Origin of the sequence: Streptomyces sp. NPDC004065, assembly GCF_044903565.1 — a bacterium.
GTDB lineage: Bacteria > Actinomycetota > Actinomycetes > Streptomycetales > Streptomycetaceae > Streptomyces.
The window spans coordinates 116,389-138,216 of sequence record NZ_JBJDQT010000013.1 but is presented as its reverse complement, the minus strand read 5'-3'; the positions used below and the strand labels follow the sequence as shown (position 1 = coordinate 138,216).

The window sequence follows — 21,828 nt, the reverse complement described above, 5'->3', positions numbered from 1 at the left end:
ATGCACGACTCCCCCCACGACTCCCCGCCCGCGACGACCCCGATCCGCATCCTGCTCGCCGACGACCACGCCCTCGTACGGCGCGGGGTGCGGCTCATCCTGGACCAGGAGCCGGACCTGCGGGTCGTCGCCGAGGCCGGTGACGGCGCGGAGGCCATCGAGATGGCCCGCACCCACGACGTCGACCTCGCCGTGCTGGACATCGCCATGCCGCGGATGACCGGGCTCCAGGCCGCCCGCGAACTCGTCGCGCTGAAGCCGGACCTGCGCGTCCTGATGCTGACGATGCACGACAACGAGCAGTACTTCTTCCAGGCGCTGAAGGCCGGGGCCAGCGGCTACGTCCTGAAGTCGGTCGCCGACCGCGACCTGGTCGCCGCCTGCCGGGCCGCGATGCGCGACGAGCCGTTCCTCTACCCCGGCGCGGTCACCGCGCTGATCCGCAACTACCTCGACCGGGTGCGCCACGGCGAGGAGACCCCCGACCAGATCCTCACCCCGCGCGAGGAGGAGGTCCTCAAGCTGGTGGCCGAGGGACACTCCTCCAAGGAGATCGCCGAGATCCTCTTCATCAGTGTCAAGACCGTCCAGCGGCACCGCGCCAACCTGCTCCACAAGCTCGGCCTGCGCGACCGCCTGGAGCTGACCCGCTACGCCATCCGCGCCGGCCTGGTCGAACCCTGACCCGTCCCGGCCCCTGCCCGACGACCGCCGGCCCAGCAGGAAGGGGAGGGCGCATGCACGCGGTGCCACGCACCGTCCCCAGGCCGCTCGCGGTGCCACGCACCGTCCCCAGGCCGCTCGCGCCGCCACGCACCGTCCCCAGGCCGCTCGCCCTGCTGACGGCCGCGCTGCTCGCGCTGTTCACCGTGGTCGCCGGGGGCGGCCCGGGCCCGGAGCCGCTGCAGCCGGCCCCCGCCGCCGGTACGGCCACTTCGGCCACCTCGGCCACCCCGGCCACCCCGGCCACCCCGGCCACCCCGGCCACACCGGTCACCCCGGCCGCCGGCAGCACAGCCATCACCGTCCCGGCCGGCAACACCTCCGTGGCGGCGCCCGACCCCACCGAAGCCACGCCCCACGCCGACGCACCGGCCCCCCGCGCCGACGAGCAGTGCCCCGCCGTCTGCGCCGCCTGGGCCGGTGTCCGCCACGAGCGCCACGGCGACCGGCCGGCCCCGCCCGGACACCCCGCCGCCACCGGCACGGCTCCCGCCCTGCCGGCCCCGGCCCCCGCGCGCGCCTCGCCCGGCGCCGCGCCCGCGCTCCTCCCCCGTACCTCCCCGGTCCCCGACCGCGGGCGGGCGCCCCCCGCACCCTCCGGCATCCGACACCCGACCCGTCCCCCGTTCCGTGTGCCGCCGGAGGCATTCCTTGATCCGTTCCACCCGTCCGACCCGGTCCACCCGCTCGACCCGGTCCGCCCGCTCGACCCGGTCCGCCCGTCCGGCCCGGTCCGCCCGTCCGGCCCGGTCCGCCGGCTCCGCCCGGGTGAGGGCGCTGTTCGCCCTCGCCGTCGTCGCCGTGTCGCTGTACATCGCCGTCACCGTCCCGGTCAGGCTCGGTCTCGACCTGCGCGGCGGCACGCAGATCGTGCTGGAGACCCAACCGTCCCCAGCCACCGGAAGCGGCCGGGAGGCCACCGACCGCACCCTGGAGGTGCTGCGCGGCCGTGTCGACGCGCTCGGGGTCGCCGAGCCCTCCCTGGTCCGCTCCGGCGACGACCGGATCATCGTGGAGCTGCCCGGCGTGCAGGACCCGAAGGAGGCCGCCGAGGTGCTGGGCCGCACCGCCCAGCTGACCTTCCACCCGGTGCTCGGCACGGCCGGCTCCGCGACGACGCCCGGCAAGGGGGCGGGGAACGGCGAGCGGGTGCTGCCCGACGAGTCCGGCCGGCCGCTGCGGCTCGCGGCCGCCGCCATGACCGGCAAGGACGTCAAGCGTGCCGACGCCCGGTTCGACCCGCAGACGGGCGCCGGCTGGCACGTCACCGTCGACTTCGACGCGGCCGGCCGGGACCGGTGGGCCCGGCTGACCGGTGAGGCGGCCTGCCGGCCGGACGGCGACCCGGCGCGCCGGGTGGCGATCGTGCTGGACGACCGGGTCGTCTCCTCGCCGCAGGTGGACCGGTCGGTGACCTGCGGCACCGGCATCGACGGCGGCTCCACGCAGATCACCGGCTCCTTCGGCGACCGCGAGGCCCGCGAGCTGGCCCTGCTGATCAACGGCGGTGCCCTGCCGGTGCCGGTGGAGACGGTCGAGCAGCACACCGTCGGCCCCACCCTGGGCGCACGGGCGATCGCGGCCAGCGCCTGGGCGGCGGCCATCGGCACGGCGCTGACCTCGCTGTTCATCATCGCCGTCTACCGGCTGGTGGGCTTCCTCGCGGCCGTGGCGCTGCTGTGCTACGGCCTGATCTCCTACGCCGCCCTGGCCGCCCTCGGCGCCACCCTGACCCTGCCGGGCCTGGCCGGCTTCGTCCTGGCGATCGGCATGGCGGTGGACGCCAACGTGCTCGTCTTCGAACGCGCCCGCGAGGAGTACGCCGCGCGCCACCGGCCCACCGCGCGCTCCTCGCTGACCGCCGGATTCCGCAACGCCTTCAGCGCGATCGCCGACTCCAACATCACCACGCTGATCGCGGCGGGTCTGCTGTTCCTCCTCGCCTCCGGGCCGGTGCGCGGCTTCGGCGTGACCCTGGGCATCGGGGTCGTCGCCTCGATGGTCAGCGCGCTGGTGGTCACCCGGGTGCTCGCCGACTTCGCCGTCTCCCGGTCCTGGGTGCGCCGCCGCCCCCGGCTGACCGGCCTTGCGGACACCGGCCGGGTGCGCGACGCGCTGGCGCGCCGCGACCCCCGGCTGCTGCGCAGGCCCCGGCGCTGGCTGGCGGCCTCCGCCGTCGTGCTGGTGCTGGCCGGGTCGGGCATCGCGGTCCGGGGCCTGAACCTCGGCATCGAGTTCACCGGGGGCCGGCTGCTCGAGTACGGCACGACGAGGGCCGTCGATCCCGAGCGCGCCCGTACCGCTCTGGCCGACGCCGGCTTCCCGCGCGCGGTCGTCCAGTCCTCCGGTGACGGCGGGCTCACCGTGCGCACCGGGGAGCTGACCGACGCCCGGGCCGAGGAGATCACGCGGACCGTCGGCGCGCTCGGCGGCGGGGCGGACAAGGTGCGCGACGAGCTGATCGGCCCCAGCCTGGGCGCGGAGCTGCGCCGCAACGCGCTGATCGCGCTGGCCGTGGCGCTCGGCGCGCAACTGCTGTACCTCGCGGCGCGGTTCCGCTGGCTGTTCGGCACCGCGGCGGTGGGGGCGCTCGCCCATGACGTGGTGATCCTGGTCGGCGTCTTCGCCTGGCTGGGCAAGCCCCTGGACGGGGTGTTCCTCGCCGCCCTGCTCACCGTGATCGGCTACTCGGTCAACGACTCGGTCGTCGTCTTCGACCGCATCCGGGAGCTGTCGCGCCGCGACCGCGGGGCAACGCCGGCGCGGATCGCCGAGCGGGCGGTCCTGCAGACCCTGCCCCGCACGGTGAACACGGGCATGGGCGCGGTACTCATCCTGGCCTCGCTGGCGGTGCTGGGCGGCGACTCGCTCACCGACTTCGCCCTCGCCCTGCTCATCGGGCTGGCGGTCGGCACGTATTCGTCGGTGTTCACCGCCGCCCCGCTCGCCGTCGAGCTCCAGAGCCGCGGACGCGGTGCACGCCGCCGCACGCCGCGCACCACCCGGCCGGCGCCGGGCGAGCACGGACCGGCGACCGCCAGGCGCGGACCGGCGGCGGACGGGCCCGGACCGGCGACGGAGGGCCGCGGACCGGCGGTGGATGACGACCGCGGACCGGAGGCGAGCCCCGGACCCGGCACCCGCCCGGCGGCGGACGACCGCGTATGACGTCCGCATCCGACGCGCACGCCCTCCACCCACGCCCCACGCCCGCGCCTGACGCCGACGCCCGACATCCACGTCCGGCACCCGCGTCCGGCACCCGCGTCCGACGCCCTCCGACGCCCTCCGACGTCCCGTCCGACGCCCGTCCGCCCACCGTGCGAGGGCCGCGCGACGGGCCGGTTCCCCGCGCCCGCCCCGCGACCTCCGGGAACGCGCGGGCCCGGTTCGCGGTCCATACGGATGTACGAACGGTCCGGCTGGGGAGCTGCTGCGAGGAGCCGAGCGGTGGGGCAGAGGTGGCACTGGTGGCAGGAGTGGCACGGTTGCAGAAGGGCCGCGCGCTTCGTGGCGCGGACCCTGCGCGACGAGTGGTACGGCATCGTCGTCGAACCGGTACGGCAGGTACGGCGCCGTGGCCCGTCCGGGCTGGTGCTGGCGTTCCTGGCCGCCTTCGGCGTGATCTTCTTCCACGGGCTGGCGCAGCGGCCCGCCGGCGCGGAGGCGGTGCGCGTCCTCGGCGGCGTACGGGGCGACCTGCCCCTGTGGCTGGCCCTGCTGCGCACCCCCGTCTCGCTCTACGTCCCCGCCCTGGACCTGCCGGTGTGGGCCGGTATCACCCAGCTGTTCCTCGCCTTCGCGCTGGCCGAGCTGAGCCTCGGCCGGCGCCGGACCCTGTTCGTCTCGTACGCCACCACCCTCGCGGGCACCCTCGTGGTCCGGGTGATGATCGCCGCGGGGCCCGGCCGGTGCGGGCTCGGGCTGCCGGCGGAGGCGGGGCACGTGCTCGACACCGGGCCGTCGGCGGCCGTGGTGGGCCTGTTCACGTATCTGTCGGTGGTGCGGCGCGCGCCGGTCGTCTTCCTCCTCACGGGCGGCTCGATGGTGGCCGAGTCGGTCGCCGAGCCGAACCTGGCCGGGCGGGAGCATCTGATCGCGGTGGCCACGGCGGCCGTCCTGGCCGTGGCCCACGAACGCGGTTGGCGGCGGCCGGCGTTGCGGCTGCCGCGCCGTGCGGGCCGGATCCCGCGCACGCCCCCCGCGGTTCCGGCGTCCACGGCCTATCCTGAGTCCGTGCACCGGTGCCCGGGCCAGACGCCGGCCTCGGCACCGACAGGGGGAAGGACGGGGGACTGGGACCGATGAGCTGGATCTGGTGGGTACTCATCCTGTTCTGGACCGGCGGCTTCGCATGGCTCGCGGACACCGCGCGCACCGCGCTGCGCAACCGGCACGAGCGCAAGCTGGAGCTGATGGAGGCGGCGAAGTCGGAGCGCCTGGCCGTGGAGGCCGCGCACAAGCCGCCGGAGCCGGTGTGCGGGTGCACCCACCACCTGGCCAAGCACGACAAGAGCGGCCGCTGCCACGAGCGGGTGGAGGTGCCGACCGCCTGGGACGAGAACAAGAAGCCGCTGCGCTTCGAGGCCGCGCAGTGCAACTGCCAGCAGTACGTGGGCCCGCAGCCGCTGTCGCAGGTCTACGCCGACGAACTGACCGACCTGGCCTGACCGTTCACCACGGCGGGCGCACGCCGCACGGGGCGGGGAGGCCGCGGGCCGCGCGGGCCGGGGCGCTGCCGCCTGCCGCGGGGCGTGCGCTGGGGCCACCACAGCACGTACGCCGCGGAGCCCGCCGCGAAGGCCAGCCGGATCAGTCCCCGGGCGGAGTCGGAGGGGACCAGCAGGGCGCTGCCGTACAGGGAGATCAGCGCCATCCAGCTCACCCACGGGACCAGGCGGCGCTGGCCGACCGAGTCCCAGATCAGCGTGCCCAGCAGCACCGAGGCGTTGTAGTACGTGTACACGCTCGGGTCGAGCATGATGCGCGCGTCCGCGGCCAGCAGCACCACGGCCGCCCAGCGCCCCCTGCGCACCGCGAGCGCGCCGAGCGCGATGCCCAGGCCCATCTGCGCGGGCCGGTCCCACCAGGGGGTGGCCGGGTCGTTCACCCCGAACCAGCGCAGCGACGAGGCGGGATGGTTGGGGATGGTGAAGCCGGTCGCGGCCATGGTCTCCGGATGGGCGAGGCAGAACGGCAGCCAGGCCGCGCCCACCAGCGCCACGGTCCACGCCCCGGCGCGCAGCCGTAAGGCGCGGGACAGCGCGAGCAGCAGCGGCAGGAAGCCCACCGCCCACGGTTTGGAGTCCACGGCCAGCGCCAGCAGCACGCCCACGGCGACGGCGTCGCCGCGCACCAGGGCGCGCACGGCGAGCGTGGTGAAGAACAGCGCCAGCACGTCGTCCAGGTGCGCGAACCGCACCGAGACCTCCACCCACATCGGGATGAAGGCCGCCCCGGCAACCAGCACCCGCTGCTGGAGGCGGCGGTGGTTCAGGCCGGTGCCGAGGTTGTGCTCGGCGGCCGTGCGGCCGATGAGCACCAGCATGTACAGGCCCAGGCCGGACATGAACGCCTCGGCCAGGTTCTCGCCGACGGCCGCGGGGAAGGGCTCGAACAGCGCGGCGACCACGAAGCTCACCGGGCCTATCTGCAGCTCCGGATGGTTGGCGTACAGCGCGAGTCCGCCGCCCGGCACCTGGCCGAACAGCAGCTCCTCACCGGTTCTCAGGTAGTGCCAGGACACCGCTCCGTGGCGCTCGGCGACGAGGTACCAGACCGCCGTCCACAGGGTGAGCAGGGCGGTGTGCCACCGCACCGGCAGGCGGCCGCGCGGGCCGGTGCCGGCGATCCGGCCGATGCCCCTGGTGCCGTCGTGCACGTCAGCTCCTCCTCCGCCGGGTCCGCCCCGCCCCGTCAGACGGCGATCGGCGGGCCCGGGTTCGGAATGTGCGCAGGAGCGTCACACAGGCTGCACACAGTGCGGGAAAAGCCTTGTTAGCGTGACTGGCCGCCCGGCCGGCCGACCCAGGAAGACCGATGGACTACTGCTCCACATGCCGACGCCACCTCAACGGGGCACTGGTGTGCCCCGGTTGCGGGGCGTACGCGCCCGACATAGCCCCCGCCACGACGGACTCCTCCGCCCTGCGCTTCGCCCCGGGACCCGCGGCGGAGGCGGCCGGCCACCCCACCGCGGGCTTCGCGGACCCGGCCTTCGGAGCGGCGGACACGACCGCCTCGCGCAGGCCCGGACCGAGCGGCCCGGCGCACCCGGCCGGCCCGGCGCACCAGGCCGGTTCGGCGGACCTGCCGGATCGCGCGGAACCGGTGGAGGAGGCCGGCACCGCCGGCGGGCCGGACGCGGGGCCCGTCGCACGGCCGGGACGGGCGGCGCGCCGGCGGCAGCGGGCGCGGTGGAAGAAGACCCAGCGCCGCGCCCTGGTCGCGACCGCCGTGGCCCTGGTGGGCGGCGGCCTGACCGTCTCCTCCCTGCAGGGCCACTCCGCGGGCCGCGCCCAGGCCGCGCCCGCGCCCGGCTCTCCGCACCCGGACTCGGTGAACCGGCTGCCGGCCGACCCCGCCCCGGCGGCGGGGAGGCCCGGCCCCGGTCACCAGGGGCGTACGACGGCGGGCGGGCCGGCCGGCCCGGCGGCGGACGCGGGGGCGCACACGGCGGCACCCCGGCCGGCCACCCGGACCGACCCGGCCGCGGCCGACGCGGGCGCAATCACCCGGCACACGTCCCGGTCCGCCGCCGCCGGCAGAAGCGCTCCGGGCACGGACGCGGATCCGGGCACGGCGGCCCTCGGCACGGGCACGAGTTCCGGTTCGGGTTCCGGTTCCGGGGCCGCGGCACAGACGGGCCAGGCGGCGCAGACGGGCCAGGCGGCGCAGACGGGCCAGGCGGCACAGAGCGGTTCGGCCGCCGCGGACCCGCCCGCGCAGTCCTCGTCCTCCGCATCCCCTCCGGCTTCCACGTCGACCTCGGCGCCGTCGCAGCCGCAGTCCCCGGCGCATTCCCAGCCGCAGTCGCCGTCACAGCTGTGCCTGCTGGTGATCTGCATCAGCTGAGAGCTGCCCCGCGTGCGCCGCGCACCCGGGCCCCGAGGTCGGGCGCACGGCGCACGCACCCGGCGCACGGCACCCCGCGCACGGCGTACAAGGGCCGGCCTACGGCGCCCGGAGGTCCTGCGTACACAGTCCGGCCGCGACGCCCGGCGTACGGCTCAGTCGGCGGACCCGGGAGCGAAGCTCGCGTAGTACGCGGCGGCCATGTCCTCCTCGGCGTGGCCCTGCGCCGCGGCGCGGGCGAAGCGCTCGGCGCTGGCGGCGGCCACGTCCATGCGGACCCCGTGCTGCTCGCCCGCCCGGACGATCAGCCGGGCGTCCTTCTCGGCGGTGGCCACCGCGAAGCTCGGCGGCGTCAGCCTGTCCTCGAGGATCAGTGCGGCCTTGGCGTGCAGATAGCCCATGTCCAGCGGGCCGCCGGCGATCAGGTCGAAGAAGTCCCGCGGATCCACGCCGAGCCCCTTGGCCAGGGCCAGCGCCTCACCGGTGGCGGTGGTCGCCGCGACGACCCAGCTGTTGGTGACGAGCTTGAGCCGGGTCGCGGTGGCCCGTGCCGCGTCCTCGCCGGTCCACACCGTGCGGGCGCCGACCGCCTCGAACACCGGTGTCACCGCCTCCCGCCCCTCCGCGGGCCCGGCCGCGAGCACCGTCAACCGGCCCGTCTCCGCCGGCTGCCTGGTGCCCAGCACCGGCGCGTCGTAGAAGACCAGGCCGTGCTCCCGGGCGAGGGCGGCGAGTTCGCCGACCGAATCCAGGCCGGCCGTGGTCGACTGCATCCAGGCGGCGCCCCGGCGGGCCGCCGGCGCGGCCTCACCCATCACCTCCCGCACGGTCCCGCCGTCGTACAGCATGGTCAGGATCACGTCGGCGTCCCGTACCGCCTCCGCCGCGGTGTCCGCCACCCGGGCGCCGTCGGCGGCCAGCGGCTCGGCCTTGGCGCGGGTGCGGTTCCAGACCCGCACGGTGTGCCCGGCGCGCACGAGGTTGCGCGCCATCGCGGCGCCCATGATGCCGGTGCCCAGGACTCCCACGGTGCGGCTGCTGTCGGCACTGTCGGCGCTGTCGGTGTTGTCCGTGTTGTCGGTGGTGTCCGCCATGTTCACTCCTCGGTCCGTACGGTGAGTATCACGTCTACGGGTGCCCGTACGGCGCGGGTCCGCATGCGGGTGTCACCGCGCGGTACTTCACTGGAGGGAGAGCACACGAGCCGGGAGGCGGGATGGCGGGTCATGGGACGCGCCGGGCGACGGGTGTCGCGCTGGCGGCGGTGCTGGCGGCCGGGACGGCCGCCTGTTCGGGCGGCGACGACGGCGGCCCCTCCGAGGGCGTGAGCAAGGCCGCGTCGGCGGCCTCCTCGCTGGCCTCGCGTGCGGACGAGGGGCTGGCCTCGGCGACCGCGGAGGCGGGCCGCAGGCTGGACGAGATCAAGAACGGCGTCGACGCCCGCGACGCCGTCACCCTGGGCGCCCCGGCCACCGCGCCGGACGGCCGCACCACGGCCGAGGTCACCGTGCGCAACACGGCCGGCTCGGCCAAGTCCTTCGCCGTGCAGGTCGAGTTCAAGAACGCGGGCGGCGGTCTGCTCGACATGGTCGTGGTCACCGTCGACGACGTGCCGGCCGGACGGACGGCCAAGGGCACCGCCCGCAGCACCCACAAGCTGTCCGGCGCGGCGAAGGCGGAGGTCGGCACCGCCCTGCGCTACTGACCCGACCGAGCGCGGCGCCCGGAAGTTGACGGAACCGGGTCGGCGGCCGCTACTTTTTACCGAACCAAAAGGTTGTTCGGGCTTCCCCGGACGTACTGCTGTGCGTCCGAACCGCCGAGCGGCGGGATCCATGACCGGGCAGGAGGCACGGTGCGCTTTTCGCGGAACGCGACGGGAACTCTCTTCGTGGGCGGAGCTCTCAGCCTGACGCTCGTCGCGCTGGTCTACCCCAGCATGCTCGGAGTCACCAAGGTCTCCAGCGATCCGTCGCGCATCGTCGCCCAGACGCAGTGGGGCCCGCTGACGGAGGGCGACCGCGACTTCGTGGTGAAGGTCCGGGCGGCGGGGCTGTGGGAGTACCCGGTCGGCCAGATGGCCGTGAAGAAGGGCACCACCAAGGAGGTGATCACCGCCGGCCAGCACCTCATCGACGGCCACGCGGCGCTGGACATCAGCTGCCGCAAGATCGCGCCGATGCTGAACATCACGCTGCCCAACGTGGCCAGCCCCCAGCAGCAGGGCTTCGTCAACCAGCTCAGCGCGGACACCGGCAAGAAGTTCGACTCGGACATGGCGAACATCCTGCGGGTGACCCACGGCTCGATCTTCAACACGATCGCGAAGATCCGCTCGACGACGAAGAACAGCCTGGTCCGGGCGCTCGCCGACCAGGCCAACGCCACCGTGCTGGACCACATCACGGTCATGGAGAAGACCGGCCTGGTGGACTTCGACCAGGCCCTCTTCCAGCAGACCACGCCGCCCAAGCTGCCCGACTCGGACCTCACCCCGCCGCCCCCGCCCGCCGGGCAGCCCCAGGTGGTGCTCACCCCGCCGCCGAACGCCACCTCGAGCCCGCTGCAGATCGACGGCGTATCCGGTGCGGGGACGGGAGCGGGGACGGGCCAGGGGTCGAACCCGGCGCCCAGCCCCAGCCCCACCGTGGGCTGAACCGGCGCCCGGACCGCGGCGTACCCCCCGCGCCGCGTACCCGCCGCGCCGCAACCCCAACGCGTTCCCGCCCCGGGCCCGCGTTCCCGCTCCGGGCCCGCGTTCCCCCCGGCCCGCGTCGTCCCGGCCCCGCCCGCGTCCTCAGGCGAGCCACACGGTGGTGTCCGGCTCCAGCCGGCCGTCGGCCGGCGGCGCGCTGCTCAGCAGTACCTCGCCCGGCGGCAGCGGCACGGTGGCGGAGGAGAGGTTGGTGACGCACCGCCAGCCCTCGCCGCGCGCGAACGCCAGCACCCCGTCCGGGGTGTCCTCCATCCAGGTGAGCGACTCGCCCCGGAGCAGCTTGCGGCGCAGCCTGAGGGCCGTGCGGTACAGCTCCAGGGTCGACCCCTCGGCCCCGTCCTGCGCCTCGACGGAGTACGCCGCGAAGCGCGCCGGCTGCGGCAGCCAGGCACCGCCCGGGCCGAAGCCGTACGACGGGCCGCCGCTGGTCCACGGCAGCGGCACCCGGCAGCCGTCCCGGCCCTTGCGCACATGGCCGGTCTGCTCCCAGATCGGGTCCTGGAGGACCTCGGCCGGCAGGTCGGCCACCTCGGGCAGGCCGAGTTCCTCGCCCTGGTAGACGTACGCCGAGCCGGGCAGCGCCAGCATCAGCAGCGTCGCCGCCCGGGCCCGGCGCAGCCCGGCCGCCTCGTCGACGGCCGGCGCCCGCCCGCCGGACATCAGCCAGGCCTCGCCGTCGGTGCCGGGCGGCAGCATCAGGCGCGAGGTGTGCCGGATGACGTCGTGGTTGGACAGCACCCAGGTCGCCGAGGCCCGCGCCAGCCGCGCGGTGGCCAGCGAGGAGGCGATCACCCGGCGCAGCTCCTCGGCGTTCCAGCCGGCCTGGAGGTACTCGAAGTTGAAGGCCTGCCCCAGCTCGTCGGGCCGCGCGTACAGCGCGCGCCGCTCGTCCGGCACCCAGGCCTCGGCGACGGCGGCGCGGGGCGGGGAGTAGGCGTCGAAGATCTTGCGCCAGTCGCGGTAGATCTCGTGCACCTCGTCCCGGTCCCAGTAGGGATGGCTGCCCGGCGGCACGTGCGGCAGCGCGTCCTCGCCGGTGGCGCCGATGCCGCCGACGTCCCGCAGCGGTTCGTCCAGGTCCTTGACCAGGGCGTGCGCCACGTCGACGCGGAAGCCGTCCACGCCCCGGTCGGACCAGAACCGCAGGGTGGTGCGGAAGTCGGCGCGCACCTCCTCGTTGCGCCAGTCCAGGTCCGGCTGCTCGGGTGCGAACAGGTGGAGGTACCACTGCCCGTCCGGCACCCGCCGCCAGGCGCTGCCGCCGAAGACGGACTGCCAGTCGGTGGGCGGGAGTTCGCCGTGCGCGCCGCGGCCGTCGCGGAAGACGTAGCGGTCGCGGGCGGCTGAGCCGGGCCCGGCCCGCAGCGCCTCCTCGAACCAGGGGTGCCGGTGGGAGGTGTGGTTGGGGACGATGTCGGCGATCACCTTCAGGCCGAGGCGGTGGGCCTCCGCGACCATGGCGGCGAAGTCGTCGAGGGTGCCCAGGCGCGGGTCCACGTCCCGGTGGTCGATGACGTCGTAGCCGCCGTCGGCCAGTTCGGAGGGGTAGAAGGGGCTGAGCCACACGGCGTCCGCGCCGAGTGCGGCGATGTGGGTGAGCCGCTGGGCGACGCCCCGGATGTCGCCGAGCCCGTCGCCGTCGGCGTCGGCGAAGCTGCGGGGGTAGACCTGGTAGACGACGGCCTGCCGCCACCAGTCGGGGTCCCTGGAGGAGAGGTCGGGCGGGAAGTCGTGCGTGGCGGTGCGGTCGGTCACGCGGTCTCCTCTTCGGTGCGGGTCGCCTTCGGTACGTCCATCGGCGCGGGTCGCCTTCGGTGCGTCCTTGGGTGCGTCCTTCGGTGCGGGTGCGCCTTCGGTGCGGCCTCGGGAAGTCCAGAACGCCGGAAAAGTGAACCCTTCCCCCTGCCGCCCGCACCCACGCCTCCCGCGCCGGGCGCACCGGGCGCACCCGCGGGGCGACGGGTCGCTCTACGACGGTCCGCTCCCCGGGCTCGGGGTCCTGCCCTCGACCGTGGCCAGGTAGAGGGCGGCGTACCGTTCGGCGTCGATGTCGAGGGCCACGTCCACCAGGCGCTGCTCGCGCATTTCGCCGTGCAGCTCCGCCTCGCCCGGGCGGGGGCGGCGGTCGACCACCGTCTGCCCGCGCGCCGGGCCCGGCGCCAGGTTCACCTCCACCGGCAGCCGGTGCGTGGTGAGCCCGTCCGGGTCGGCGACCGAGCACACCGCGCCCGCGTCGCCGAGACCGCCCGCGGGATCCTCCTCGGTGGTGACCGGGCCGCGGTGGGCCAGCAGCCGCCCGGCCAGACGGGCCCCGGGCTCGGCGCTCTCCCGCAGCCGCCGCACGTCGGGCGCCGGCACCGTCACCCGCTGGAACACGTCGAGGCCGTACATCGTGACCGGCACCCCGGCGGTGAGCACGATCGCCGCCGCCTCCGGGTCGTGCCAGACGTTGAACTCGGCGACGGCCGTGGCGTTCCCGGTGGCCACGGCACCACCCATGAACACGATCCGCTCGATGTTGCGCGTCACCTCCGGGTGGGTGCGCAGCAGCAGGGCGATGTTGGTCAGCGGCGCGGTGGGGATCAGGGTGACCGGGCGGTCGCAGGCGAGGATCTCGTGGCGCAGCAGCGCCACCGCGTCCACGCCGGCGGGCCGGCGGGCCGGGGCCGGCAGTCTGAGGTCGCCCATCCCGTCCGCGCCGTGCACGTGGTGCGCGTGGCGCGGCGGCTCGATCAGCGGCCGCTCGGCGCCCCGGGCCACGGGAACCTCGCCGGCGCCCGCCTGCTCCAGCACGGTCAGGGTGTTGCGCACCACCTGGTCGACGTCCGTGTTCCCGGCGACGCAGCCGACCGCGCGCAGGTCCAGTCCCGGGTGGCGGACGGCGAAGAGCAGGGCCAGGGCGTCGTCGACCCCGGTGTCGCAGTCGATGATCACGGGAGTGGGCCGCCGACCGGTCACAGGGGACTCCTTCCGTCCTGACCGCCTCAAGCGTCCACCCGCGGACCGCCGCCGCGCATCACCACCCGGTCCGGGAACCCGGCCCGGCGCCCCCGGGCGCCGTCACGGGCGGGCACCCGGATGTCCTCCACCGCACCACCACGACCGCGACCACCACCACGACCGGGACCGGGACCACGACCGGGACCGTGACCGCGGCCCGTTCCGTCACGGCCGTCCCGCCCTGGTCACCCCGTCCCGTCCCGTCCCGGTCCTCCCGTCTCGTTCCGGTCCTCCCTCTCGGCCCGTCCCCGCGTCCCAACCCGCTGGTCCCTTCGCGGCCGGTCCCTTCGCGGCCCGTCCCTTCGCGGCCGGTCCCTTCCGGCCGTGTCGTCCAGGGCCCCCGTACGCCCCGGTCACCGCCGCCCGTACGGCGGGCTTTCGCGGGCCGCCGCTCACCCGGACGGACCGGCGCGCTGGTGGGCGCGGCGCCGGAATGGTGCCGTGGGAGGGCCGACGCCCCGCGAGGTCCGCAGCCGAGCCGTCCGCCTGGAGGCACCCATGACCCGTCCCCCGGCCGCCCGTGCCCTCCACACCGCCCGTGCCCCGCACGCCGCCCGGCACCCGGCCGCGGGCCGGACCCCGACCGCGGGCCGGACCCCCCGCACCGACCGGCCCCTCGGCACGCCCCGCATCCCCGGCGCCCCTCAGCCGAGCGCCCCTCAGCCGGGCACCCCGGTGTCGCGCACCCCGCTGCCGGACGCCCCTCGCCCGGACACCACACCACCGGACGCCCCCCTCCCACGCGGCCCGGTGCCACGCGGCCCGGTGCCACGCGCCCCCGTGCCGCGCGCGGGCCGTGCCGTGCGGGCCGCCGTGTTCTGCGCGGCGGGGCTGCTGGCGGCGACCGCCTGCGGGTACGGGCGCGCGGACCGGGCCGCCGAGGCTCCCGCGTCCGCCCGGGCGACGCCTCCCGCCGCACCCGCGACCGTCCTGACCACCGCCCAGGCGCAGGCCGCCCTGCTCACCGAGGGGGACCTGGGCCCGCCCTGGGCGCCGACGCAGGGCGCCGCGACCTGGCGAGACGGGGTGCTCAAGGCGCGGGCCGACTCGCCCGACTGCCAGCGCCTCCTCGACGCGCTCTACGCCGACGAGCTGCTCGGCGCCCCGCCGTCGGCGCACGCGGTGGCCGCCTTCGACGACGCCGACGACGACGCCCAGCTTCGCTACCAGGTGCTCTCCCTGCGCGCCGCCGACGTGGACCGCGGCCTGGCCTGGATGCGGACGCTGCCGCAGACCTGCGCCAGTTTCACCGCGACCACCACACGGGCCGGCGTCCAGGCCGTCGAGGTGCACGAGCTGGCCCTGCCGGAGGTGGGCGACGCGCGTGCGGGACTGCGCGTCACGTTCACGGGCGAGTCGGCGGACGGGGAGATCGTGCCGACGCTCACGCTGGACGTCGCCGCCGTCCGCCTCACCGACGACGCGATCACCCTCACCAACGGCACCCAGGGCGCACCCCTGACCGACGGCGTCTCCCAGCCCCTGAACACCGGCGTCCAGCGCCTCACCGCCGTCCACCACCAGTCCCGGGCCCAGGCCTAGGAGCGGTAGTGATCACCGGCACGGTCGTCGCCGGTCCGCACGGCCACCGCCTCCTCGCCCACGCCGACGTGGCCAGGCCCGTGGCACGTACCCCCGGCCCGCCGGGAATCCGGCGGTCAGCGGGTCTGCAACGGCGGCTGGGCGGGTGCGGGCCCCAGCGTGGTGGTGCCGGGGGCGGTGCGGTGGCCGAGGCCCGTGCGGTAGGCGTCCAGGGCGGCCTCCACCCGGCCGGTGCGGCGCAGCAGATCGCCCAGCAGCCGGCACAGGTCGGCCAGGTCCCCGGCCGCGCCCGCGCGCTCCAGCAGGCTCAGCGCGCGCACGTAGTGCTCCTCGGCGGCCTCCGTGTCCCGCGCGTCCTCGGCGATGATGCCGAGCAGCCGGTGCGCGGCGGCGGCGTGCACCGCGCCCCGCTCGGAGGACAGGTCGCCCAGGACGTCCCGCAGCAGCGCCGCGGCCTCCTCGGATCTGCCGCGCCGGTGCAGCACGTCGGCCAGCTCGACCGCCACCTGGCTGCTGTAGAGGGCGGCGCGGCGGGCCGACAGCATGGCCTGCGCCGCGCGCAACTCCTCCTCGGCGCGGTCCAGTTCGCCGTTCTGGGCGCAGACGTAGCCGCGCATCCAGTGGCAGTTGGCGAGTTCGGTGCGCAGCTGGAGCTGCCGGTAGAGCTCGGCGGCCTTGGCGAGCGAGGCGTCGGCCTCGGCGATGCGGCCCTCGGCGAGCAGGGTGCGGGCGACCGAGCGGTGCATCCGGGCGACCAGCGCCGGGTCCTCGGCCCGCGGCGCCAGGGCGAGCGCGAACTCGGCGGCCTGCGCCGCCCGCGCGTGCGCCCCCATGTCCATGTACGGCCCGATGACCCCGGCGTACAGCATGAGCAGGGCGTCCGGGTCGTGCAGACCGCCGCGGTTGAGCTCGTCGAGGGTGGACTCGAAGAGGTAGACGGCGTACCGCAGTTCACCGGCCAGGTAGTGGGCGACGGCGCGGCCGCGCCGGGCGGGCACGCGGGCCGGCAGCGGCGCGTCGGCCAGCGCCTGCTCGGACCGCTCGAAGTACTCGCGGCCACGGGCCAGTTCGCCGGTCTCCAGGGCGCAGTCGCCGAGCCCGAGCAGCGCCTCGGCCCGGACGTCGGCGAGCTCGTGCTCGTCCGCCTCCGCGAGCAGCCGGGCGTACTGCTCGGCCGCCTTCTCGGTCTCGCCGGAGGCGAGCGTGCGCTGCGCCTCGGTCATCCGCAGCCGCAGGTCGGTGGCGAGGCGCGCGGGCCGTCCGGTGGCGAGTTCGTCGTAGGCGACACCGAGCCGCTCGGCGACGTGCCTCAGCGCCTCGTCGGAGGGCCGCACCCGCCCGGCCTCGAGGGTGGAGATGTAGGCGGGGGTGTACGCCGGCTCCGCCAACTGCCGCTGGGTCAGCCCCCGTTCCCGTCGCAGCCGCTGCACTCGGCGCCCGATGGTCTCCGGGTCGTCCCGCTTCACCATGCGGTTAATCATGCCAGTAAGCGGACTTACGGCGGGACCCCCGAGACCTTCCCGCACACCGGACATCCGGGGCACAGAGGAGGCCCAACTCCCCCTTGGCCTCTTCCCGTTCGGGCCTCGCACCCCCTAGGTTGGGGAGCGCGTTAAACCCGCTTAATCCATCACTGTCGTTGCGAGGTCGGTTGCCGTGCTCGGACGCACTGTCGCGCGCCATGGACACAACTCCGCACGTTACGCCAGAGGATTCGGCGCAGCCGTGATAGCCGTGGCCGCCCTGGTGACCGCCGCCAACGCGGGTCCGGCCAGGGCCGCGGACCCCGTGCCCCCGGACCGGCCGGCCGCCGTCCAGGCCCGTTAGGCGAGGGACTCACGGGACCCGGCCCCCGCGGCCGGCACCTGCCCGCTCCCCGCGAGCCCGTCGTCCCGGGCGCGGGCCTGCTCCGCCTGCCGCAGCCGGCGCCGTACGTCGTCCAGCGCGCCGCGCCGCCGGCCGGGCACCCGGCCGCGCAACTCGACGAGCGCGGGCCCCAGTTCGCACAGCTGCGCGGGGTCGCGCAGCCTGCCCCACTGGTGGTGGGCGCGGTCGGCGGCCGTCTCGACCGCCGGGGCGTCGGCGGCCTGCCCCAGCGCCAGCCGGGTGGTGGCGACGGCCAGCCAGGCCCGGCAGCTGCGGGCCGCGTCCCCGGCGAGCATGGCCAGGTCCGCGCGGACCTCGGCCCAGTGCAGCGCGTCCTCGGAGGCGGCCCCGTGCGTCTGCGCCGCGGCCCGCTCCCAGCGGGCGGCGAGCGCGTCGGCGTCGCCGTGCCGTCCCTCGCGCACGCAGGCGGCGACGGCGGCGTGCGGATCGGCCGCCGACGGCCGCCGCGCGGTCAGCACCAGCCCCGGGTCGCCGTCCCCGCCCGCCAGCCGGGCCAGCGCCCGCTCGTGCAGTTGCTCCGGCGCCGGCCGGTGCCCGCTGCGCAGCAGGGTCGCCACCGCCTTCATGTACGACGGCGCCGCCACCGCGCGGCGGGACGGCGGCGGCGCGATCCGGCCGTACAGGGCGACGTTGCGCCCGGCGTCCAGCGGGCGCTCCCGCAGCCGCCGCCAGCTCTCCGGGTCCGCGTGCAGATCGGCAACGAGCGTGGTGGTGCCGTCCGGGCGCAGCCGGAACTCGTCGCGCAGCCAGTGCCAGGGCAGGCCCGTGTAGCGCACCGTCGCCGGGGTGGTGCGGGCCAGCGCCAGGTGGGGCAGGTGCTGGCGCCGGTCGAGCTGGAGCTGGCCGGTGAGGAAGACGGTCAGCGGGCCGGGGGCCGCCGCGGCGGCGCGCAGCCGGGTGAGCACGGCCTGCGGCTCCAGCGGGTCGGCCAGTTCGACGACGTGCGCGGTGCCGGTGCCGGAGAGCACGGACGGTTCGACGGCGGCCAGCACCGGCAGCACCGAGGCGGCGTCCACCAGACGCCCCCGGCCCGCCGGCGCGGCCGCGATCAGCAGCACGGTTCCGTTTCCGGTTCCGGGCATCGTCCCCCCACGTCGGTGTTCCGGTCGGTCGCGTACGGCAGCACCGTAGCCTGGCGCGGCCCCGGTGGTGGGTGGTGCGAGCGGGCGCCGGAACCCGTCAGGTCCGCAACCGACGGGAGTCCCCGACCGTCAGCTCCCCGACCCGTCACGCCCCTGGCCCGTCAGGTCCCCGCCCTTTCCGGTCCCCGCCGTTTCCGGTCCGCGCCCTTTCCGGTCCCCAACTCGCCAGGTTCCCCACCGGTCACGTCCCCGACCCGTCAGGTCCCCGGCCCGTCAGGTTCCCGGCCCGTCAGGTCCGCAGCCCGTCAGTTCTCCGGGTGACGCACGGCCCCGGCGTCGTCCGGCGCGGCCCGGCGGCGCACGGCGAAGATCGTCGTGTCGTCGCCGAGGTGCCCCGCGCAGTGGCGCAGGGTGCCGTCCCGGACCAGGGCGACCAGGCGCTCCGGCTCGGCGGTGCGCGGGTCGGCGGCCAGCGCGCGGGCCACCTCCTCGGCGAGCGGGTAGAAGTTCCCGCCTCGGTCGCGGGCCTCGGTCACCCCGTCCGTGAACAGCAGCAGCGTCTCGCCCGGCGCGAGCCGCGCCCGCTTCACCGGCGGCAGGCCCCTCTTGGTGAGCTTCCCCAGGCCGAGCGGCAGTCCGTCGCCGGGCGGGAGCTGCCGCACCCCCCGGGGCCCGACCACGAGTGGCGGCTCGTGACCGAAGTTGACGACCTTGACCGTGCCGGGGTCGTCGTCGGGGAAGCCGAGCAGCACGGCGGTGGCGAAGCGGTCGTCGTCGTCCCGCCCGAGGGCCGCCGTGTGCTCGCGGTGGCGCACCATGCGCTGCTCCAGCCGGTCGGCGACCGCGGCCAGGTCCGCCTCGCGGTGACCGGCCTCCCGGAACGTGCCGAGCAGCGCCGCCGCCGCGTCCACCGCGCCGAGCCCCTTGCCCTGCACGTCGCCGAGGAGCACGCGGGTGCCGCCCGTGCCGGGCTGGATGTCGTAGAAGTCGCCGCCGATACGGGCGTCGGAGTCCGCCGCCAGATACACGCCCGCGTGGTCCAGGCCGCCGTAGCCCGGCGGCAGCGGGCGCAGCACGGCACGGCGGGTGGTCGCCGCGACATCCTGCATGTGCAGCATCCGCCGCTCGCCGCGCACCCGGACCACGCAGGCCAGCACCGACAGGGCGCCGCCCGCCGCGACCAGGATGAAGTCGGGTATCCCGGTCCGGTACTGGTGCGGCCAGGAGGTGTCCACCGCGACGTAGGCGACGATCGACAGCGCGGCGAGCACGGCCGTGCCCCACACCCCGCACAGCGCGGCGGAGATGGCGGGCACCAGCACGATCCAGGAGACGGTCCGGAACTCGCCCCCCGTGGCCCGGTCGACCGCCACGACCGCCAGGAGCAGCAGCAGCGGCGGCAGCCAGGCCACGCTGCGCCCGCGCACCCGCAGCAACGGGTGCCGCTGCGCGTCGGTCTCGCCCGGCGGCTGGTACCGCTGCGGGATGCTCCCACGACCGGTCCACGGGTCCGCGTCTCTCCGTCCGTGACCCCTGCCGCCGTCGCTCACGACCCTCAGCACAGCACAGGCGGACCCGTGCCGCATCCGCGCTCCCGCGTGCGCACCGCGCGCCCGCACGCGCACGGCGCGCCCGCACTTCTCACCGCATCCGCACCGTCCACCGACTTGCCAGGCCCCGGGCCCAGGTGTGCTCTGGTAGGCGGGGGCTACCAGAGCAAGGAGGGCTTCCATGGCTCACCCGGCACAGGTGACGGCCCGTCCCACCCGCGGCACCCGCACCCGCCCGCCCAACGTCCTCAGCGACCGGACCCATCGCATCGCACGGTGGGCGGTGCCCGTAGTGCTCGGGCTCCTCTACGGCTACTGGGCCGCGGCCAACCGCCGCGCCGGCGGGCCGATCACCGGCTGGAACATCCTGTTCGGCTTCGTCAGCGCGATCGTGTTCGCGCTGCTGATGGCGGGGGCGCTGCGCCTGGGGCCGCGCCTGAAGCGCGAGACGCACGCCGCGATGTGGTTCGCCTTCACCGGCCTGACGATCGGCTTTCTGTACAGCCAGACCGGCCAGTCGGTGCTGCTCGCCGTGGGCATCTCCCTGGCCCTCGGCGTGGCGGTCGGCCTCATGTGCTTCTACTGGTTCTACACGCACGAGGACGCGGAGGGGCACCGCATCTGAGGCACGCGCGGTGACCGTGGGCCGCGGACGGCGACCCGCGGCCCGCGGTCACCGTGCGGCCCGCACACCGCCGGGCGGACGGCCCATCCACCGCCGGGCGGGCCCGGGCATGTCCACCGCCGGGCGGCTCCCGCATGTCCCATGTCCACCGTCGGGCGGCCCGTGCACCGCCGGTCGGGCGGGCGGCCGGGCCGCCGTGACGGGTGCACTTCCCCCACTCGGCCGCGGTGACGGGCGGCCATTCACCCGAACGCGGCCCCCCGCTCGCGGCGCCGCCCCGCCCGGCATTGCCTGGGAGCGTGTCCCGACGCCTGCGAAGCGGCCTGTCGGCCGTGCTGATCACGCTGTCGTGCCTGCTCGTGCCGTTCGGCGCGTTGTCGGCCTGGGCGGCGTACGGCCTCGCCGACACCGGCCGCTACGTCACCACGATGGCGCCCCTGGCCCGCGACCCGGCGGTCCGCGACGCCGTCGCGGAGGCCGTCGGGGAGGGCATCCTGCGCGAGGTCGGCCACCAGATGGACGCCCGGGCCCTGCACGGCACCGTCGCCCCGTTCGTGCGCGACGCGGTGCGCTCGTTCACCCGGACCGCAGCGTTCCGTACCGCCTGGGACGAGGGCAACCGGGCCGCCCACGACGCCGTACTGCGCGCGCTGCGCGACGAGCGCGACCGCCCGGTCACCGTCGATCTGGCGCCCGTCACCGCGCAGGTGAAGGCCCGGCTCACCCGGGACCACGTGCCGCTCGCGCACCGCATCCCGGTGCAGCACACCGAGGTCGCCCTGCTCCCGGCCCAGGAACTGGGCCGTCTGCGGAAGGGGTTCCACGTGCTCGAAGTCGCGGGCTTCTGGCTTCCGGTCGCCGCCGTCGCGTTCGCCGTCGCCGGCATCGTCCTGGCCGCCTGCCGCCGCCGTGCGCTCACCGCCACCGCGCTCGGCACCGCCCTCGGCGGCGCCCTGCTCGCGCTCGCCCTGGCCGTCGGCCGCGGAATGACCCTGGCCGACCTGCCCCGGGAGGTGTCCCGCCCCGCCGTCGGCGCGGTCTACGACGCCCTCACGGCCACGCTGCGCACGGCCTCCTGGTCACTGGTCGGGCTCGGCCTGACGGTGGCCGCCCTGACCTGGCTCACCGGCCGCCTCAGCCGCCCGCGCCGGCCCGGCCCCGACACCGTCGCCGCCCGCACCAGCCCCGCCCGCGCCCGCCCCGCCCACAGCGGCCCCGCCACCCGCGGCCGCTCCGTGCGCACCCGCCTCGTGCGAATGCTCCGCGTCCGTCTGCTCCGCGCCCGACTGCTGAACGCCCGCCTTCTCGGCGCCCGCCTGCTCCACGCCCGGACCCACGGCGGAGGCACGGTCCCGGCACCACCCCCGGCGCTCCAGCCCACCACCCCGCCGCGGCCCCCCACCCCGCCACAGACCTCCACGGCGGCCCAGCCCCCCACCCCGCCGCAGACCCAGGTGGCGTCCCCGCCCCAGGCCCCCACCGGCATCGAGGCCTGACACGGCGGCCGGCCACCGGCAGGACGGGAGCACTCCTGGCAGGCATGCGCTGGGCACACTCCTGGCAGGCATGCGCTGGGCACACTCCTGGCAGGCATGCGCTGGGCACACTCCTGGCGCGAGGGGAACGACC

Annotated in this window: 16 protein-coding genes and 1 pseudogene; 10 read left to right on the top strand and 7 right to left on the bottom strand. The window is 76.3% G+C overall.

Features of this window, described 5'->3' with window-relative positions; all coding sequences use genetic code 11:
- The 4 genes from ACI2LW_RS16525 (at position 1) to ACI2LW_RS16510 (ending at position 5,393) form a co-directional block, all read left to right on the top strand.
- Complete coding sequence (locus ACI2LW_RS16525; protein WP_404731940.1) at positions 1-684, top strand: response regulator; 684 nt, start codon at positions 1-3, stop codon at positions 682-684.
- 807 nt (positions 685-1,491) lie between these two features.
- A complete protein-coding gene (gene secD / locus ACI2LW_RS16520) occupies positions 1,492-3,891 on the top strand; it encodes a protein translocase subunit SecD (protein WP_404731939.1) in 2,400 nt (799 codons plus the stop codon).
- A 282-nt stretch (positions 3,892-4,173) separates the two neighbouring features.
- Complete coding sequence (locus ACI2LW_RS16515) at positions 4,174-5,031, top strand: hypothetical protein (RefSeq protein ID WP_404731890.1); 858 nt, start codon at positions 4,174-4,176, stop codon at positions 5,029-5,031.
- Positions 5,028-5,393: a hypothetical protein gene (locus ACI2LW_RS16510; protein ID WP_404731889.1), complete on the top strand. Its 366-nt coding sequence runs from the start codon at positions 5,028-5,030 to the stop codon at positions 5,391-5,393. Before ACI2LW_RS16515 ends, ACI2LW_RS16510 begins: the two co-directional genes overlap by 4 nt.
- Here the strand turns inward: ACI2LW_RS16510 and ACI2LW_RS16505 are convergent.
- Complete coding sequence (locus ACI2LW_RS16505) at positions 5,363-6,604, bottom strand: hypothetical protein (RefSeq protein ID WP_404731888.1); 1,242 nt, start codon at positions 6,602-6,604, stop codon at positions 5,363-5,365. The two genes, ACI2LW_RS16510 and ACI2LW_RS16505, sit on opposite strands and share 31 nt — an antisense overlap.
- A 158-nt stretch (positions 6,605-6,762) precedes the next feature.
- Between ACI2LW_RS16505 and ACI2LW_RS16500 the strand changes: the two genes are divergently transcribed.
- On the top strand, positions 6,763-7,797 hold the full coding sequence (locus ACI2LW_RS16500) for a hypothetical protein (RefSeq protein WP_404731887.1): 1,035 nt from the start codon (positions 6,763-6,765) through the stop codon (positions 7,795-7,797).
- Between the two features lie 155 nt (positions 7,798-7,952).
- On the opposite strand, the gene ACI2LW_RS16495 is transcribed toward ACI2LW_RS16500, so the two are convergent.
- A complete protein-coding gene (locus tag ACI2LW_RS16495; protein WP_404731886.1) occupies positions 7,953-8,891 on the bottom strand; it encodes an NAD(P)-dependent oxidoreductase in 939 nt (312 codons plus the stop codon).
- Positions 8,892-9,013: 122 nt separating this feature from the next.
- Between ACI2LW_RS16495 and ACI2LW_RS16490 the strand changes: the two genes are divergently transcribed.
- Positions 9,014-9,502, top strand: coding sequence for a hypothetical protein (locus ACI2LW_RS16490; protein WP_404731885.1), 489 nt, complete (start codon positions 9,014-9,016; stop codon positions 9,500-9,502).
- Positions 9,503-9,688: 186 nt separating this feature from the next.
- Positions 9,689-10,453 carry a DUF4142 domain-containing protein gene (locus tag ACI2LW_RS16485; protein ID WP_404731884.1) on the top strand — a complete coding sequence of 255 codons (765 nt, stop codon included), beginning with the start codon at positions 9,689-9,691 and terminating at the stop codon, positions 10,451-10,453.
- Between the two features lie 141 nt (positions 10,454-10,594).
- Here ACI2LW_RS16485 and ACI2LW_RS16480 read toward each other — a convergent pair whose 3' ends face one another.
- Together ACI2LW_RS16480 and ACI2LW_RS16475 are read right to left on the bottom strand one after the other, a co-directional pair.
- Positions 10,595-12,268, bottom strand: coding sequence for a glycoside hydrolase family 13 protein (locus tag ACI2LW_RS16480; protein ID WP_404731883.1), 1,674 nt, complete (start codon positions 12,266-12,268; stop codon positions 10,595-10,597).
- Positions 12,269-12,481: 213 nt separating this feature from the next.
- Entirely contained in the window at positions 12,482-13,471 is a 990-nt protein-coding gene (locus ACI2LW_RS16475; RefSeq protein ID WP_404731882.1) for a nucleoside hydrolase, read from the bottom strand.
- 807 nt (positions 13,472-14,278) lie between these two features.
- Between ACI2LW_RS16475 and ACI2LW_RS16470 the strand changes: the two genes are divergently transcribed.
- On the top strand, positions 14,279-15,055 hold the full coding sequence (locus ACI2LW_RS16470) for a hypothetical protein (RefSeq protein WP_404731881.1): 777 nt from the start codon (positions 14,279-14,281) through the stop codon (positions 15,053-15,055).
- A gap of 116 nt (positions 15,056-15,171) precedes the next feature.
- Here ACI2LW_RS16470 and ACI2LW_RS16465 read toward each other — a convergent pair whose 3' ends face one another.
- The 3 genes from ACI2LW_RS16465 to ACI2LW_RS16455 all read right to left on the bottom strand — a co-directional run bounded on the left by ACI2LW_RS16465 (position 15,172) and on the right by ACI2LW_RS16455 (position 19,511).
- Positions 15,172-16,524, bottom strand: a complete 1,353-nt coding sequence (locus ACI2LW_RS16465; protein ID WP_404731880.1) for a tetratricopeptide repeat protein — start codon at positions 16,522-16,524, stop codon at positions 15,172-15,174.
- A 354-nt stretch (positions 16,525-16,878) separates the two neighbouring features.
- On the bottom strand, positions 16,879-18,024 hold the full coding sequence (locus ACI2LW_RS16460; RefSeq protein WP_404731879.1) for a hypothetical protein: 1,146 nt from the start codon (positions 18,022-18,024) through the stop codon (positions 16,879-16,881).
- Between the two features lie 305 nt (positions 18,025-18,329).
- A complete protein-coding gene (locus tag ACI2LW_RS16455; protein WP_404731938.1) occupies positions 18,330-19,511 on the bottom strand; it encodes a PP2C family protein-serine/threonine phosphatase in 1,182 nt (393 codons plus the stop codon).
- 244 nt (positions 19,512-19,755) lie between these two features.
- Between ACI2LW_RS16455 and ACI2LW_RS16450 the strand changes: the two genes are divergently transcribed.
- Together ACI2LW_RS16450 and ACI2LW_RS16445 are read left to right on the top strand one after the other, a co-directional pair.
- Positions 19,756-20,199 carry a hypothetical protein gene (locus ACI2LW_RS16450; RefSeq protein ID WP_404731878.1) on the top strand — a complete coding sequence of 148 codons (444 nt, stop codon included), beginning with the start codon at positions 19,756-19,758 and terminating at the stop codon, positions 20,197-20,199.
- A gap of 299 nt (positions 20,200-20,498) precedes the next feature.
- A pseudogene (locus ACI2LW_RS16445) lies at positions 20,499-21,386 on the top strand (hypothetical protein); the annotation flags it as partial.
- Between the last annotated feature and the right edge of the window lie 442 nt (positions 21,387-21,828).